Source organism: Paraburkholderia sp. 22098, from assembly GCF_052045935.1.
GTDB lineage: Bacteria > Pseudomonadota > Gammaproteobacteria > Burkholderiales > Burkholderiaceae > Paraburkholderia > Paraburkholderia caledonica.
This window is the reverse complement of sequence record NZ_JBQEPV010000002.1, coordinates 472,401-487,774: the sequence shown is the minus strand read 5'-3', so window position 1 is coordinate 487,774 and position 15,374 is coordinate 472,401. Positions and strand designations below refer to the sequence as shown.

Below are 15,374 nucleotides of genomic sequence, written 5' to 3'. Positions count from 1 at the left end.
TCAAAGCGCGGTGCACCGTGGTGCACCTGACGATACGATGCAAAACAGGCTCCCTGCATGGAGCCTGTTTTTTTTGCACACTCGACGAATCACGCACGCTTCGATACGGCCGCCTGCACTTCCTCGTGCCGCGCGAGCGACATCGCGCCCGCAAACAGCCGCACGACAAAGCGCTCGGCATAACTCACGAGCGCATCCCGACGGGCGACGTTGGCGCTTGCGTTAGCGTTGTCTTCTTCGTTCACGTCCGCATCTGCGCCGATGAACTCCGCTGACAGATGGAACAGTTGCAGCACGATCTGCGTGCACACTTCGTCGACGACATCGCGCGGCAGTGCCGGCATCAGTTGCAACTGCACGACGTCGTCCGCCATTTCCGCCGACACCGCATGAAGCGTCGCGCGCACGGCTTCGCGCAGCGCAGGCGACGTGCCGTGATACTCAGCTAAAGCGCTCAGAAACGCCTCGCGGTTTTCCAACGCGAACGCGAAGAACGCCACGCATGCGCGCCGTGGCACGCTGTGCGGTTCGTCGTGCGCGGCGAGCCAGCGCTCGCGGCGCAGCATCGGCCGCAACCGCCGGCTTACCGAATCGACGGCTTCGCGCGCGAGGTCGTCGAGCGTATCGAAATGACGATAGAACGTGTTCGGGTTCAGCCCCGCCTCTCGCGCGAGTTCGCGCAGACCGAGGCTCGCGAAGCCGCGCCCGCCCGCGGTCAACCGCAGCGCGGCTTCAATCAGCTTGCGTTTGCCGACCGGCAATTCCTGAGTGGCCGCAGTGTCGCCGACATTCGGCACGGCTTCGAATACGGATGTCATGGCCTTGGTGATGGGTTTTGAATCACCGCGCAGCACGCGCGTTTAATAGACGTACTCTAAACGATCTTGACGCGAGGTGCACAGTTGTCTACCCTGCGCGTAACGTTCGAGCGGCCGCCTGTTCGCGGCCACGCCGCGTCTCCTGAATGACGACACGGCCCGAACTTCATTGCCGGAGATTGCTGTGACGCCCGCTTCATCCGCCGCATTCGCACAAGCCGCCGCGCCGCGCATTGCAATCGTGGGAAGCGGCTTCGCCGGCATCGGCATGGCCGTGCGTCTGCTAAAAATGGGCATTACGTCGTTCACGCTCTACGAGGCCGCCGCCGACATCGGCGGCACTTGGCGCGACAACACCTATCCGGGCGCCGGGTGCGATGTGCCTTCGCATCTGTATTCGTTTTCTTTCGAACCGAACCCGGCGTGGTCGCGCGAGTTCAGCGGCCAGGCGGAAATTCTCGCCTACCTCAAGCACTGCGCGCGCAAGTACGGCGTGGATCGTTACGTGCGTTGCAATGCACGCGTCGTGGCCGCGCGGTTCGATGAAGCGCGTCACGTGTGGCACATCGAACTGGATGTCGACGGCATGCGCGAGAACGTCGAGGCGGATGTGCTGATCGGAGCAAGCGGTGGACTATCCCGCCCTTCCATGCCGCAAATTGCGGGGCTCGATAGTTTCAAAGGCAAGCTGTTTCATTCCGCGCGCTGGGACCACACGTATCCGCTCGAAGGAAAACGCGTCGCGGTGATCGGCACCGGCGCGAGCGCGATCCAGTTCGTGCCGGAAATCCAGCCGCGCGTCGCGCAACTCGATCTGTTCCAGCGCACCGCGCCTTGGATCATGCCCAAGCCCAACAAGCGCATTAGCGAACGCGCGCGCTGGCTCTTCGAGCATGTGCCGTTCACGCAGCGAGTTGTACGCAGTGCGATCTACTGGAAGCTCGAATCGCAGGCCATTGCTTTCGTGAGGCATCCGCAACTGATGAAGCGCCCGATGAAGCTGTGTCTCAGCTACCTCGCACGGCGCGTGAAAGACCCGGAACTGCGTGCGAAGCTCACGCCGAATTACCGCCTCGGCTGCAAGCGGGTTCTGCTGTCGAGCAACTACTATCGCGCGCTCGTCGAACCCAACGTGAACGTGATTACAGCGGACATTCGTGAAGTGGTCGCGGACGGCATCGTGACACAAGACGGCGCACATCACGCGGCGGACGCGATCATTTGCGGCACCGGCTTTCAGTTCAACGGCTTCGGCGCGCCGTTCGAGGTGACGGGCATCGGTGGCGCGGATCTCCGTGCGCTATGGCTGCGCGACGGTCCAGAAGCGTATCTCGGCACGAGCATCGCCGACTTTCCCAACTTCTTCATGATCGCTGGTCCGAACACCTTTCTCGGCCACAACTCGATGATCTACATGATCGAGTCGCAAGTGCAGTACATCGGCGATTGCCTGCGCGTGCTACGCGAGCGCAACGTACGCGCGATGGACCTGCGCCCCGACGTGCAACGCGAATACAACGCGCGCCTGCAGAAGAATATGCAGCGCTCCGTGTGGTCGAGCGGTTGCCATAGCTGGTATCAGACAGGAAGCGGCAAGGTGACCGCGCTGTGGCCGGGCTTCACGTTCAGCTTTCGCAAACGGACGCGGCGCGTGCGGCCGCGGGATTATCGTTTCTTGCCTTGATTCAATAGCGGCTGGGGTTGGTTCGATGTCCGTTTGCAGTTTCGATTCGAACAAAAAGGGAGACGCACAACATGGCAAGTAGAGAACCTCGGTCTTCGGTCTCGTCATCTACGAGACCATCGAACTCTGCCGCGCTACCGCCGCGCTCGCTCGCCGCTCGCCTCGGCATTACGAGTGTGCCGCGCGACGAATTGCGGCGGCGCTACACGCAAAGCGGCTCCAGGTTCGTCCAGATCATGGGCGCAGATGTCCATTACGTCGACGAAGGCAGTGGCGACACCATCGTGATGATTCATGGTTTCGCGTCTTCGCTGCACACCTGGAACCGTGTCGCCGATGAACTCAAGCACGCCCACCGCGTGATTCGTCTCGACCTGCCGCCGTTTGGCGTGACAGGACCGCTGCGCTCCAGTACAGGCATCATTGAAACGATGAACCTGCCGACCTACCGGCGCTTCATCGATACGTTCCTGCAGGCGCTCGGCGTCTCACGTGCGGTATTCATCGGCAATTCGCTTGGCGGGCTTATTTCGTGGGACTACGCGGTGCGTCATCGCGACGCGGTCGAGCGACTGGTACTGATCGACTCGGCCGGCTTCCCGATGAAGCTACCCATCTACATCGATCTATTCAATCACGCGCTGGTCCGCGCGAGTTCGCCGCGATGGCTGCCGGAAATCATCATCAAAAGCGCCGTGCGCAACGTGTATGGCGATCCGCGCAAGCTCGACGCCATCACGCTGCGGCGCTACGTGGACTTTTTTCACGGCGAAGGCACGCGCGCCGCGATCGGCAAGATGGTGCCGACGCTCGATTTCGAAAAACTCGATACAAACGTGCTGACTACGCTCGTGGTTCCCACGCTTGTCTTGTGGGGCGCGAAGGACCGCTGGATTCCCACTGCGCACGCCGCCGAATTCGCCCGGCGCATTCCGGGCGCGAAGTCGGTCATGTATCCGGGTCTTGGACACATTCCAATGGAAGAAGCGCCCGAGCGCGTGCTTGCCGATTTGCGGGCTTTTCTTGGCGGGAATGCGAGCAACGGTGACGAGTTGCTGCTCCGAGAAGGAGGCTCGCGACGCGCGTCGGTGTAGGGGCAGCGGGACGGCGCGCTGGGGGGAAACGGGGTGGGTTGGAATCGGCCTGATTGCGAGGTCACGGACTTAGTAACGAATTCGGTCATGCGTCTTTGACGCGGAACCGGATAAACTCGACTCAGCGGATCTGTGACGCGAATTGGTTGGTTTTGCCGGAGTGTGCGCCCGGGTTGCGCCGGTTGGTGGAAGGCGGAGTGCGGCCAGGAGCGGACGATCGACCAATGGATCCAAATCGTCGACAATTCGAGAGCAACAACACTTAGTGGTGAAAGTTAACAGCTAATAGGTCTGGTACGGGGAGTCGGATGAAAACGCTAGTCGAGCTTGGAATTTCGCAAGAAGATCGAGACCGCCTTTTAAGTGGATTGCATGAAGGTAAATACAATCTGCTTCTCGGTGCGGGGGCGAGCTACGGATGCGCGGGCGGCGATGGCCAGGAATTAAGGGACGGGGCAACACTATCAACTGAGATCAACGCACATTTCAGACTTGGGTTGAATGACAGTGAGGCCGAAAAGCTACCGCTTACATACGAGGAAGCCGAAAGCACGAACAGGTCGGCTCTTCGCAGTTGGCTGCGAGCGCGCTTCGTCGGATGCCAGTCAACTTGGCAACATCTACTTTTCCAAATCCACTGGGAGCGCATATGGACGTTCAATATAGACGACGTCCTAGATAACGCATTCGAGAAGGGAGACTCGAAAAGCGTTTTCAAGTACCTTGCAAGCCGCGACTGGAAGGAGAAAGTTGAACCTCTCGACGCCACGCCAAATGCCTTGCAACTCGTGCATCTGCATGGGCGAGCCCGAGATTTGGGGCGGCAGTTAGACGGACTGGTGTTTTCCATACCCGAATACGCGCACGCTACGCGCTCGCCTCAGCAGTGGCATACAAGTTTTCGGACGCACTACCTGGAAAAGCCATTCATCGTGTGCGGCGCTAGCCTTGCCGAAGAAGTTGATCTGGCCGATGCGATCCGAACAAAGAATCTTTCGCGTGCGAACGGGTTTCCGTCATTTATCGTGTCGTTCTCGCTTGACGACGCTCAAAAAGAACGCATGCGACGTTTCAACCTCGTGCCGATCGTTTGCCCATTAGACGAGTTTTTTGCGGCCGTTCTCAGAGAACTCGGGGAGTATAAAAAGACGGCTGAAGCAGTTGCATCGCGACTGAAACCCGGTACTTACGAACGTTTTCTTGGTGAGTTCCGTCGACTTGATATCCGCGACGATTCGACGAACGCGATCGAGGGAACAGACTTCTACGGTGGTGATGAACCCACCTGGAAAGATATTCTCGACAATCTTGACACAACTTTCACTGCAACAGAGCAGGCGTCCACTCTGCTCGATCATCCGTCTGAGTGTTACGCAGTCCTCTTGCACGGGGATCGTGTCTCTGGAAAAACTGTGGGGTTGTTGCGGTTGGCCCGGCTCGCTCTGATTAAGGGCTTTAAGCCCTTCTGGTTCCGACATGAAGAGGGAATCAACGCAGATGTTGTCGCAGATTATCTATCGGAGGATGATCGTGCGATCTTGTTTATCGATGATGCGTCGAACTATCTCGAAGCCATCGGAAAGGTGCTTAAGCACTGCAAGGCGTCTAAAAAAGGCGCAAGGATCTTTTTAACCCTTCGTAGCGCTAGGGTCCGCGGCTTTCGGATCGATGTCGCGGACGAGTTCCGTCATGAATTCAAACTCGGTCCATTGCCACTTCGCGATGCTGCTCACTTTGTCCAAAAGCGGCGGCTTGCGTCACGATTAGGAAAACACGTTGGAAGAAAGGACTCGGAAATCATTCGAGATATCAAGGATAGGTGCAGATCAGAACTGCTGGAGACCGTTTCCTACATCGAGTTTTCGGAACCGCTTCGGGAACGGGTGCGAAAGATTGTGCTCGCGGCAATGTCAACCGGCGAATTGAGAACGCTTCTCGCTCGAATTGTCTGCGTCCACCGGTTTGGTTTTGCTCTTCCGATGCGTGTGACTCTCATGGCAACGGGTGTGCAACTCGATAAGCTCGGCAATCTAATTACAGATCAGCTAAAAGCCGAAGGCATTCTCGTCCGTGAGCCCCGAGGACTTCGTTTGCGTCACCGCATTTTAAGTGAATATGCGTGGACCGACTTCTTCACGGAGCAAGAACGCTACGATGCAATGTCGGCGATCGTTGCGGCCCTTGCTCCGCTTGTCAACCCGGCCGTAATTCGTGCAAAAGGCATTGAGCATCTGATCCTTCGCGAGGTGCTCGACCAAGAGCATGTGTCAAAGAGTATTGGCAGCAAAGCCTTGGACTTCTACGAAGAGCACGAACCCTACCTCGGATGGAGTTCCCGTTATTGGGATCAACGGGCTTTACTTGAATCTCGCGTCGAAAGCCACTTTTCCAAGGCGTATTCGTATTCACAGAAGGCGATTTCGCTCGAGCAGCATGCCTTTGCATATACGAGCTTGGGCACAATATGCATGCGTCACAGCCTGAAGCTATTCGAGAGGAACCGGATAGAAGCGTTGAAGTACTACTTCGAAGCCGAAGAGGCATTGACAACTGCATGCAACCTGGCTGTCGATAATGGCAACGCATACGAACACCCATACGTAAGCTTTTTCGCGACAACCAAACAGCTTTTGCACAAGCTCAGTCCCTCGGATACTGAGTTCGAACCGATTCTCGAACTTCTCCGCGTATGGCTGCAGCGCGCGAAAGATTCTCCGGCTTTCTCAACGTGGTGGGGCCAACAGCGCGTTCGCGAACTACAAGCATTCGAGATCAAGGAGAGGATGAGAATGCGGCGGTCATCGCAACGGAGCTAATGCGTGCCCGCTTCCATCTGGCCGACGACTGCTAACACGTTGACTAGTCAACGAATAGCCAATGACCGTATCCAGTCGGCGCGACTGTCGCTTCGGGTCGGTTTGACTCGTTCCGCCACCGCAAGACCTGCATCCGTGAGTACGTCACTGCCCTGCTGGTCATGTACCGTAAGCGTTGCTTGCGCACCGTCTAGACCGATGGCGCCAAAGTGGACAAAGTAGGCCCCACCAAACGAGTGGTGGAGACTACTTTGTCACCTGAGATTGCAACAGCAGCCAGACGGACACGTAAAGGTACCCCCAACCATCCCATCGAGTTCCGGCGAGAACTCGCAAAGCTGGCATGTGAACCGGGTGTCTCGGTCGCGCGACTGGCTCTGGAACACGGGCTCAACACGAATCTGTTGTTCAAATGGCGCCGAGCCTATCAGGCCGGACAGTATGAGCCGCCGATACTGTTGCCGGTAGAAGTGGCGCCCGAGGGACGCACGATTGAGAACGTGGCTGCATTGCCCGTTCAGTCGCAGAGCAAGGCCCAGCCCGTCGTCGCGGGAGTGATCGAGATTTGCGTCGGCATCGCACGCGTGCGGATTGAGGGCACGCTCGACGCAGCCACGCTGCGTGTTGTGTTGCGTACTTTGCGTGCCGCCGTGGAGGCTGAAACGTGATTGGTCTTCCTGTCGGCACGCGTGTGTGGCTGGCTGCCGGCGTGACCGACATGCGGGCCGGATTCAACAGTCTCGCCGCCAAGGTGCAGACCGTGCTTGAGCGAGATCCCTTCTGCGGACATGTCTTCGTGTTTCGCGGCAAGCGCGGCGACCTGCTGAAAGTGCTGTGGTGGAGCGGCGATGGCATGTGCCTGCTGATGAAGCGACTCGAGAAGGGGCGCTTCGTATGGCCTCAAGCCGACGGTGGCGTTATTTGCCTGAGTCCGGCACAACTATCAATGCTGCTGGAAGGCATCGACTGGCGGCAACCGACGAGAACAGCACGACCGACCTCAGCGTTGTAAACGTCGTTGCCGGCGCGTAAACTGCCTGCATGACGCGCGCGAACCCACTTCCCGACGATGTCGAAACGCTGAAGGCCATGCTGCTCAGCCAGGAGGCGGCACTTCGCGCGCGTGACGCTCAGGTGCTCGCACTGCAAGAAACAGTCGACTCGCAACAAGCCGCGTTGGCTTCGCGCGCAGCCGAAGTCGAACACCTGAAGCTGCTTATTGCCAAGCTGCGCCGTATGCAGTTCGGTCGCAAGTCGGAGAAGCTGGATCGTCAGATCGAGCAGCTGGAACTGCGTCTCGAAGAGCTTGAGACTGATGAAGGCGCGGCACCGGTCGAAATCCCGAAGACACCGCGCACGGCTGTGCAACAGACACCGCGCAAGCCACTGCCCGAGCATCTGCCGCGCGAGATCCAGACGCACTTGCCCGAATCCGCCGGGAAGTGCGCGCAGTGTGGTGGCCTGATGAAGTCGCTGGGCGAAGACGTCGCCGAACAACTTGAGTACGTACCGGCAAGCTTCCGGGTCGTCCGTCATGTGCGTCCGAAGTTTGCCTGCGTGTGTTGCGACCACATCTCTCAGGCACCTGCACCGAGCCGTCCCATCGAGCGTGGTCTCGCCGGCCCAGGGCTGCTGGCGCACGTGCTGGTCTCGAAGTTCGCCGACCACATACCGCTTTACCGGCAGTCAGTCATGTACGCGCGAGAAGGCGTCGAGCTTGATCGCTCGCTGCTTGCGAAATGGGTCGGTCACGCGGCGACGCTGCTGCAGCCACTCGTTGAAACACTGCGTGCTCACGTGATGTCGGCGACGAAACTGCATGCCGACGACACGCCGGTTCCCGTGCTTGCTCCGGGCAACGGCAAGACGAAGACCGGTCGCTTGTGGGTGTACGTGCGCGATGATCGTGCATCGGCCGACATCACGCCGCCGGCGGTCTGGTTTGCCTACACGCCGGATCGCAAGGGTATCCATCCGCAGCAGCACCTCAGATCGTTCAACGGCACACTGCAAGCCGATGCATACGGTGGCTACCAGGCCATCTACGAAACCGGGTGTGTCACGGAGGCAGCTTGCTGGGCGCACGCCCGACGACAGTTCTATGAACTACACGCAGCGCGCCCCAATGCGTTGAACACCGAAGCGCTCGAGCGTATCGGCGCGCTATACCGGATTGAGGAAACGATCAGAGGCAAACCGCCCGACGAGCGCCGCGCTTATCGCCACGAGCACGCACGGCCGTTACTTGACCAGTTCCATGCGTGGCTCACGACGACTCTCGAAACGCTCTCGCGCAAATCTGACACGAGTCGGGCGATCCTCTATGCGTTGAACCGATGGGAAGCGTTCACACGCTACTGCGATGATGGCCAGCTCGAAATTGATAACCTGCCAGTCGAGCGCGCGCTACGCGGAGTGGCCATCGGGCGCCGCAACTATCTGTTCGCTGGAGCAGACTCTGGCGGCGAACGTGCCGCCGCCATCTACAGCCTGGTTGGCACCGCAAAACTCAATGGCATCGATCCTGAGGCGTATCTGCGCTACGTGCTCGCACGCATCGCTGACCATGCGATCAATCGCGTTCACGAACTCACACCGTGGGTCGTCGCCGATCAGCTCCGCAGTCCAGCCTGACAATCACGATCCCCGTCAAGACGTCGCTGGTGCCACGCTTACCATGTACCAGCAACTTGGCGTCTTCTAATAGCAGATAAATCGCCCCGCCGTCGATTCGCCGAACGGACAATCCCGGCAGTCACCAATCCAGTCTTCCCACTCTCACAACCTCCGTTCCCCCCGCACACCCCTACCCCCCACCCCCAAGAAAGCGCAACAAGCTCCAAAGAAACTTGCAGAGCATGACGATCAGCTCCCACAAATGATAAAGCTGTTGCCAGCCCGAAACGCGCGCTAAGGAGTCGTACATCGTTACCGTCGAAAAAAGGGATGGTCACGGCCGCACGCCTGATTGCGGCTGTCGCGACGCCAAACCGCACATGATAGCGACTGCGGGATACCCCGTATCAAGTCCACCGAAAGCCCGCCGTAAACGCGTTGAGAAGACGCTGTGCGCCAACCGCCAGCGCCGTTAGCGTCAAAGGAGACGTCCATGTCGCGTTTCAGCTTTCGCCGGCCGGCCCGCTCCGAGGCGGTGGTCGGCGATATTGCCTCGCAGGCGGGCAAACTGGGTATCGAAATTTGCGATGTGTCCGGCCACGTCGATGAAGTCGCCGCGCGCGTGCAGCATCAGGCCCAAGTCTGCAAGGCGTTGCGCGAGTCCGCCGCGCGGACGCTCGCGGGCAATCATCGGATAGCGACCGCTGCGCGAGGCATGCGCGAAGTCTCGGCGCATGCGGCAACCGGCGTGCAGGAATCGCAGGAGACGCTGGAGGCATCGCTCGCCGACATCCACGGCCTGGTGGAAGGGGTGACCGTGATCGAAAGCCAGATCGGCGCGCTGCGCAGCGCGCTTGCACACGTGAGCCGCGTCTCGGAGGAAATCTCCTTGATCGCGCGGCAGACGCATCTGCTCGCGCTGAACGCCGCGATCGAAGCGGCGCGCGCCGGCGAGTCCGGTCGCAGTTTCGCCGTCGTGGCGGCCGAGGTAAAGAACCTGTCGGCAAAGACCGCGCAGGCAACCGGTCAGATCGAGACGACGCTCGCGCAACTCACGCAGCAGACCGAACAGCTGATCAACGAAGGCTCGGTGAATACGGAGCGCGCGCACCGGGTGCGTGAGGGCACGCGCAAGATCGGTGACGTCGTGCATGCAACGGGCGACGCCATCGCGCATCTGAACAACGAGGCCGAGCAGATCGCGGCATTGACCGGCGAGATCGAAACGCAGTGCGACGGGCTCGAGGCGCAAGTGCTCGAAATGGCGACCGGAGTCGAAGATTCGAGCGAGAACTTCGTGCAGGCGAAGAATCGTCTCGGCAACTTGCTGGGCGTGTCGGAGACGTTGATCGAGTTGACAGCGGCGGCGGGCGTCGAAACCGCTGACACACGCTTTATTGAAGCCGTTCAGGAGGCAGCGGCCAAAGTAAGCAAGGTATTCGAGGCGGCTGTCGCGCACGGCGATATTTCTCTCGACGATCTTTTCGATCAACACTACGTGCCCGTGCCGGGCACTAATCCGCCACAGTTCATGACGCGTTTCACTGCGTTCACCGATCGCGTTTTGCCGGCGATTCAGGAGCCGTTACTCGATCTCGATCCACGCGTGGCGTTCTCTGCGGCAATCGACGTGCGCGGTTACCTGCCGACACACAATCTGAAGTTCTCCTTGCCGCAACGCGACGATGTCGTCTGGAACATGGCCAATTGCCGCAACCGGCGCATTTTCAATGACCGGACGGGACTTGCTGCCGGATCGCATACAAAGAAGTTTCTGCTTCAGACTTATCGGCGCGATATGGGAGGCGGAGAGTTCGTTTTGATGAAAGATGCGTCGGCGCCCGTTTTCGTCCGCGGGCGGCATTGGGGAGGAGTCAGGATCGGGTATAGGGTCTAGGATTCAGGCGCCTTCGCTTTGTGCTTACCGTTGTTCCCGGCCTTTCCTTGTCTTCAAGGAAAGGCCAACAAAAAATCAGACACAGGCAAACGCTAGACGGCAACCTGCACCCTCCTCCTCTCCGCCCGCTGCATAAAATAATTAACCGCCACGACCCCAACGGAAACCACCGCAATAAACAGCGTCGCCAACGCATTCATCTCCGGATTCAAGCCGAGCCTCACGCGCGAGAAAACCACCAGCGGCAAAGTCGTCGACCCAGGCCCCGACAGGAACGCGGACAAAACCAGATCGTCGATTGACAACGTAAACGACAACAGCCACCCCGACACCAGCGCCTGTGAAATCAACGGCAACGTGATCGAGAAAAACACGCGAAGCGGCGTCGCCCCGAGATCGAGCGCCGCTTCCTCCAGCGAAGGATGCAACTCCTTCACGCGCGACTGCACGATGATCGCCACGTACGAAATGCACAGCATCACGTGTCCGATCCAGATCGTGAATATGCCGCGCCCGGCCGGCCATCCGAGCCACTTCGCCATTTCGATAAACAGCAACAGCAACGAAATACCCTGAATCACCTCGGGAATCACCAGCGGCGCGTTGATCATGCCGGTATAAAGCGTGAAGCCGCGAAAACGCCCCATGCGCGCGAGCACGAAGCCCGCCCATGTGCCGATAATCACCGACGCAAACGCCGTCAGCACCGCCACCCTCAACGAGAGCCACGCCGCAGCGATCAACTCGTCGTCCTGCAATAACGCCGCGTACCAGCGCGTCGAAAAGCGCGTCCATACGGTGACCAGTTGCGATTCATTGAACGAGTAGACGATCAGACTCACAATGGGCACATACAAAAACAGAAAGCCCAACGCCAACGCGGTGAACTGCAAAATCCGGTTCGGCTTCATTAGCGTCTTTCCTCCATTGCCTTCGCCTGCGCATACTGGAAAAACGCCATCGGCACCAACAGCAGCAGCACCATTGCACACGTCACAGCGGAAGCCATTGGCCAGTCCGCATTGTCGAAGAACTCATTCCACATCACGCGGCCGATCATCAGCGTATTCGCGCCGCCCAACAATTCCGGAATCACGTACTCGCCCACCGCCGGAATAAACACGAGAAGGCAACCGGCGATAATGCCGTTCTTCGAGAGCGGCAACGTAATCTGCCAGAACGCTTTCCAGGGCTTCGCGCCGAGGTCGTATGCGGCCTCCAGCAAAGTCATGTCCATTTTCACCAGGTGCGCATACAGAGGCATCACGAGAAACGGCAGATACGAATACACCATGCCGATATAGACGGCGGTATTGGTGTGATACAGCTCGATCGGCGAATGAATCAGACCGGTCGACATCAGAAAATTATTCAGCAAGCCGTTGTTCTTCAGAATGCCGATCCACGCATAAACGCGAATCAGGAACGACGTCCAGAACGGCAGCATCACGGCCATCATCAGCAGATTGCGGCGCGCCGGATCCGAACGCGCGATGTAATACGCCATCGGATAGCCGATCAGCAGACACAGCAGCGTCGAGATCGCGGCAACCACCACCGAATTCACGTACGTCGCAAAGTACAGGCTGTCCGTGACGAGAAACGCGTAATGCGACAGGTCGAGCTTGAGGTTGATCGCGCCGTCCACGAAACTCGTCAGTTCGGTGTACGGCGGAATGCCAAGCTGCAGATCGGCAAAGCTGATCTTGACGACCAGCAGAAACGGCACGAGAAAAAACAGCAGCAGCCAGACGAACGGACCGGCCACGACCGCGGTGCGGCCAGTCAGGTTGAAGCGCCGCACCGGCCAGTTGAACAACGAATTGAACTGGCGCTTCATGACGTGAGCACCACACCGGCCGAAGCGCTCCAGCGCACGTACACCTCGTCGCCCCAGGTCGGCGGATCGATCTCGGTGAGCGCGAGGCTCGTCACATTGGCGATCACCGTTTTGCCGCTGTCGAGCTTCACGTGGTACAGCGAATAGCCGCCCATGTAAGCAATATTGGTGACGACGCCCTTGCCCCAGTTGTATGCACCCTCAGGCGGCTTGCGCGTCAGCGCAATGCGCTCGGGCCGCACGGAAATCGTCACCGGCATGCCGAGCGGACCGGTAATGCCGTGATTGACATACAGGCGGCAAGTGAGATCGGGCGTTTCGATAAAGACGTGATCGGGCTCGTCTTCGACCGTATGTCCTTCGAACAGATTCGTCGAGCCGATGAACTCCGCCGAAAAGCGGCTATTCGGATACTCGTACACCTCGTGCGGCGTGCCGAGCTGCACGATCTCGCCTTCGCTCATCACCGCGAGGCGGCCCGCCATCGTCATGGCTTCTTCCTGATCGTGCGTCACCATGATGCAGGTCACGCCGACCGTGTCGAGAATGTTGACGAGTTCAATCTGCGTGCGTTGACGGATCTGTTTGTCGAGCGCGGACATCGGCTCGTCGAGCAGCAACAGCTTGGGCCGCTTCACGAGAGAGCGCGCCAGCGCGACACGTTGCTGCTGCCCGCCCGAAAGCTGATGCGGCTTGCGGTTCGCGAAGCGGCCCATCTGCACGAGTTCGAGCGCAGTCTGCACGCGGTCCTTCAATTCCGCCTTGGGCACGCCTTCCTGCTTCAGACCAAACGCGACGTTCGATTCGACCGTCATATGCGGAAAAAGCGCATACGACTGAAACATCATGTTGACCGGCCGGCGATACGGCGGCAATTGCGCAAGGTCCTCGCCGTCAATCAGGATCTTGCCGGAGGTCACGGTTTCGAGTCCCGCCAGCATACGCAGCAACGTGGACTTGCCACAGCCGGAACTGCCGAGCAGCGCGAACAACTCGCCCTTCTTCACCGACAGATTGACCTGCTTGACCGCCACGGTCTCGCCGAATTTTTTCACGACGTCGACGATCTGCACGAAGTTCTCGGCTGCGTCGTTCATCGCGGCGTTGCCGCCAGCGGACGGCGCGGCCACCCGGTCCAGCGCGCCCGACTGCTCACTACTCATCACAATGCTTTACTCCGGCGTTTGACGAACAAAGCCCCCGGTGGACACCGAGGGCTTCTTGATGATGCTTACCCATTCACCTGGCCGGGTTAGCGGCCGGACTTGAACTCGGTCCAGAGCCGCGTCTGCAGCCGCTGGACTTCAGGCGGCAGCGGCTTGAGCAGGAACAACGTCTTGATGACGTCGGGCGGCGGGTAGACAGCCGGATCGTTCGCGACGTCCTTGTCCACGTACTTGCGCGCTTCGAGATTCGCGCTCGGATAGTAGACGGCGTTGGTGATCGCGGCGTGGACCTGCGGCGTTTCGATGTAGTTGATCCACTCCAGCGCGGCTTCCTTGTGCTTCGCGTCTTTCGGAATCGCCATCACGTCGAACCACACGGGCGCGCCGCCCTTCGGAATGTAGTACTCGATCTTGTACGCTTTCTTCGCTTCGATCGCGCGATGCTTGGCGATCACAACGTCGCCCGACCAGCCGTATGCGAAGCACACGTCGCCGCCGACCAAGTCGTTGATATAACCCGACGAGTTGAACTGCGTGATGTACGGACGGATCTTCTTGAGCATGGCGAGCGCGGCGCGGTAGTCGGCCGGGTTCGTGCTCATCGGATCCTTGCCGATGTAGTGCAACGCGGCGGCAAACATCTGATCCGGCGCGTCGAGCACGGACACGCCGCACGCCTTCAGCTTCGAGATGTTTTCCGGCTTGAACAGAATGTCCCAGTTATCCAGCGGCACATTCTTGCCGAGGATCTGCTGTGCCTTCGTGACGTTGTAGCCAAGTCCGGTCGTGCCATAAGCCCAGGGCACCGTGAACTTGTTGTCCGGATCCGCGCCCGCGACGAGCGACATCAGCGAAGGGTCGAGGTACTTCAGGTTCGGCAGTTTCGATTTGTCGAGCGGCGAGAAGATGCCCGCTGCGATCTGTTTGCCCGCGTAATTGCTCGTCGGCACGACGATGTCGTAACCGGAATTGCCGGTCAGAAGCTTGGCTTGCAGCGTGTCGTCGCTGTCGTAGTTGTCATATTTGACCTGGACGCCGGTCTGCTTGGTGAAGTTCGGAATGGTGTCCTTGGCGATGTAATCGGACCAGTTATACACGTTGAGCTGCGTATCCTTCGCTGCCGCCGTCAGCCACGGCGCCGCGCACAAGACCAGCGCAGCCACTTGCCCCACTACCCGTCTTTTCATCCCGTTCTCCGATCCTGACCGGTCCGAACCGGCCGTCCTCACGCATGCCGCGGCGCGGTGCGAACGCAGCGCCCCACGGCTCCCCTGAAAAACCCGAAAACTACCACCAATTATTGCGCGGTCCAAAAAAAACGCCGCATTGTCGCGCAAACGGTACAGCGTATGCCGCGCCGCCGGAAAATGGGCGCAATTTTAGCGGGTTATGAGCGCGTGTCTACCCGAAAAAAACCCCGGCGCGCGGCACGCTGCAAAGTTG

12 protein-coding genes are annotated in these 15,374 nt (G+C 59.3%); 7 read left to right on the top strand and 5 right to left on the bottom strand.

Annotated elements, in window-relative coordinates:
- Positions 1-89: 89 nt before the first annotated feature.
- Positions 90-818, bottom strand: coding sequence for a TetR family transcriptional regulator (locus tag ACTJLB_RS05545; RefSeq protein WP_440782704.1), 729 nt, complete (start codon positions 816-818; stop codon positions 90-92).
- A gap of 184 nt (positions 819-1,002) precedes the next feature.
- On the opposite strand from ACTJLB_RS05545, the gene ACTJLB_RS05540 reads away from it, so the two are divergent.
- From ACTJLB_RS05540 to ACTJLB_RS05510, 7 genes are all read left to right on the top strand, one after another.
- Positions 1,003-2,502 (top strand): flavin-containing monooxygenase, encoded by a 1,500-nt coding sequence (locus tag ACTJLB_RS05540; protein ID WP_440782703.1) that lies wholly within the window; start codon positions 1,003-1,005, stop codon positions 2,500-2,502.
- A 71-nt stretch (positions 2,503-2,573) separates the two neighbouring features.
- Positions 2,574-3,596, top strand: a complete 1,023-nt coding sequence (locus ACTJLB_RS05535) for an alpha/beta fold hydrolase (protein ID WP_440782702.1) — start codon at positions 2,574-2,576, stop codon at positions 3,594-3,596.
- Positions 3,597-3,904: 308 nt separating this feature from the next.
- Positions 3,905-6,412 carry a P-loop NTPase gene (locus tag ACTJLB_RS05530; RefSeq protein WP_440782701.1) on the top strand — a complete coding sequence of 836 codons (2,508 nt, stop codon included), beginning with the start codon at positions 3,905-3,907 and terminating at the stop codon, positions 6,410-6,412.
- 251 nt (positions 6,413-6,663) lie between these two features.
- Positions 6,664-7,080, top strand: a complete 417-nt coding sequence (gene tnpA, locus ACTJLB_RS05525; protein ID WP_408426686.1) for an IS66-like element accessory protein TnpA — start codon at positions 6,664-6,666, stop codon at positions 7,078-7,080.
- Positions 7,077-7,424 carry an IS66 family insertion sequence element accessory protein TnpB gene (tnpB, locus tag ACTJLB_RS05520; RefSeq protein ID WP_035991869.1) on the top strand — a complete coding sequence of 116 codons (348 nt, stop codon included), beginning with the start codon at positions 7,077-7,079 and terminating at the stop codon, positions 7,422-7,424. Before tnpA ends, tnpB begins: the two co-directional genes overlap by 4 nt.
- Positions 7,425-7,453: 29 nt before the next feature.
- A complete protein-coding gene (gene tnpC / locus ACTJLB_RS05515; protein WP_006052681.1) occupies positions 7,454-9,046 on the top strand; it encodes an IS66 family transposase in 1,593 nt (530 codons plus the stop codon).
- Between the two features lie 475 nt (positions 9,047-9,521).
- Entirely contained in the window at positions 9,522-10,925 is a 1,404-nt protein-coding gene (locus ACTJLB_RS05510) for a methyl-accepting chemotaxis protein (RefSeq protein WP_440782700.1), read from the top strand.
- A gap of 92 nt (positions 10,926-11,017) precedes the next feature.
- Here ACTJLB_RS05510 and ACTJLB_RS05505 read toward each other — a convergent pair whose 3' ends face one another.
- The 4 genes from ACTJLB_RS05505 to ACTJLB_RS05490 form a co-directional block, all read right to left on the bottom strand.
- Positions 11,018-11,836, bottom strand: coding sequence for an ABC transporter permease subunit (locus ACTJLB_RS05505; protein ID WP_088176975.1), 819 nt, complete (start codon positions 11,834-11,836; stop codon positions 11,018-11,020).
- Complete coding sequence (locus ACTJLB_RS05500; RefSeq protein ID WP_440782699.1) at positions 11,836-12,765, bottom strand: ABC transporter permease subunit; 930 nt, start codon at positions 12,763-12,765, stop codon at positions 11,836-11,838. Before ACTJLB_RS05500 ends, ACTJLB_RS05505 begins: the two co-directional genes overlap by 1 nt.
- Positions 12,762-13,862, bottom strand: a complete 1,101-nt coding sequence (locus ACTJLB_RS05495; RefSeq protein WP_087753247.1) for an ABC transporter ATP-binding protein — start codon at positions 13,860-13,862, stop codon at positions 12,762-12,764. The genes ACTJLB_RS05500 and ACTJLB_RS05495 overlap by 4 nt, the downstream gene beginning before the upstream one ends.
- A gap of 155 nt (positions 13,863-14,017) precedes the next feature.
- Complete coding sequence (locus ACTJLB_RS05490; RefSeq protein ID WP_027804970.1) at positions 14,018-15,118, bottom strand: polyamine ABC transporter substrate-binding protein; 1,101 nt, start codon at positions 15,116-15,118, stop codon at positions 14,018-14,020.
- Between the last annotated feature and the right edge of the window lie 256 nt (positions 15,119-15,374).

What these genes read in the sequence shown, in the direction of transcription:
- ACTJLB_RS05545 (WP_440782704.1), bottom strand. Translation starts at nt 818, where the DNA reads ATGACATCCGTATTCGAAGCCGTGCCGAATGTCGGCGACACTGCGGCC.
- ACTJLB_RS05535 (WP_440782702.1), top strand. Translation starts at nt 2,574, where the DNA reads ATGGCAAGTAGAGAACCTCGGTCTTCGGTCTCGTCATCTACGAGACCA.
- ACTJLB_RS05530 (WP_440782701.1), top strand. Translation starts at nt 3,905, where the DNA reads ATGAAAACGCTAGTCGAGCTTGGAATTTCGCAAGAAGATCGAGACCGC.
- tnpC (WP_006052681.1), top strand. Translation starts at nt 7,454, where the DNA reads ATGACGCGCGCGAACCCACTTCCCGACGATGTCGAAACGCTGAAGGCC.
- ACTJLB_RS05510 (WP_440782700.1), top strand. Translation starts at nt 9,522, where the DNA reads ATGTCGCGTTTCAGCTTTCGCCGGCCGGCCCGCTCCGAGGCGGTGGTC.
- ACTJLB_RS05505 (WP_088176975.1), bottom strand. Translation starts at nt 11,836, where the DNA reads ATGAAGCCGAACCGGATTTTGCAGTTCACCGCGTTGGCGTTGGGCTTT.
- ACTJLB_RS05500 (WP_440782699.1), bottom strand. Translation starts at nt 12,765, where the DNA reads ATGAAGCGCCAGTTCAATTCGTTGTTCAACTGGCCGGTGCGGCGCTTC.
- ACTJLB_RS05495 (WP_087753247.1), bottom strand. Translation starts at nt 13,862, where the DNA reads ATGAACGACGCAGCCGAGAACTTCGTGCAGATCGTCGACGTCGTGAAA.
- ACTJLB_RS05490 (WP_027804970.1), bottom strand. Translation starts at nt 15,118, where the DNA reads ATGAAAAGACGGGTAGTGGGGCAAGTGGCTGCGCTGGTCTTGTGCGCG.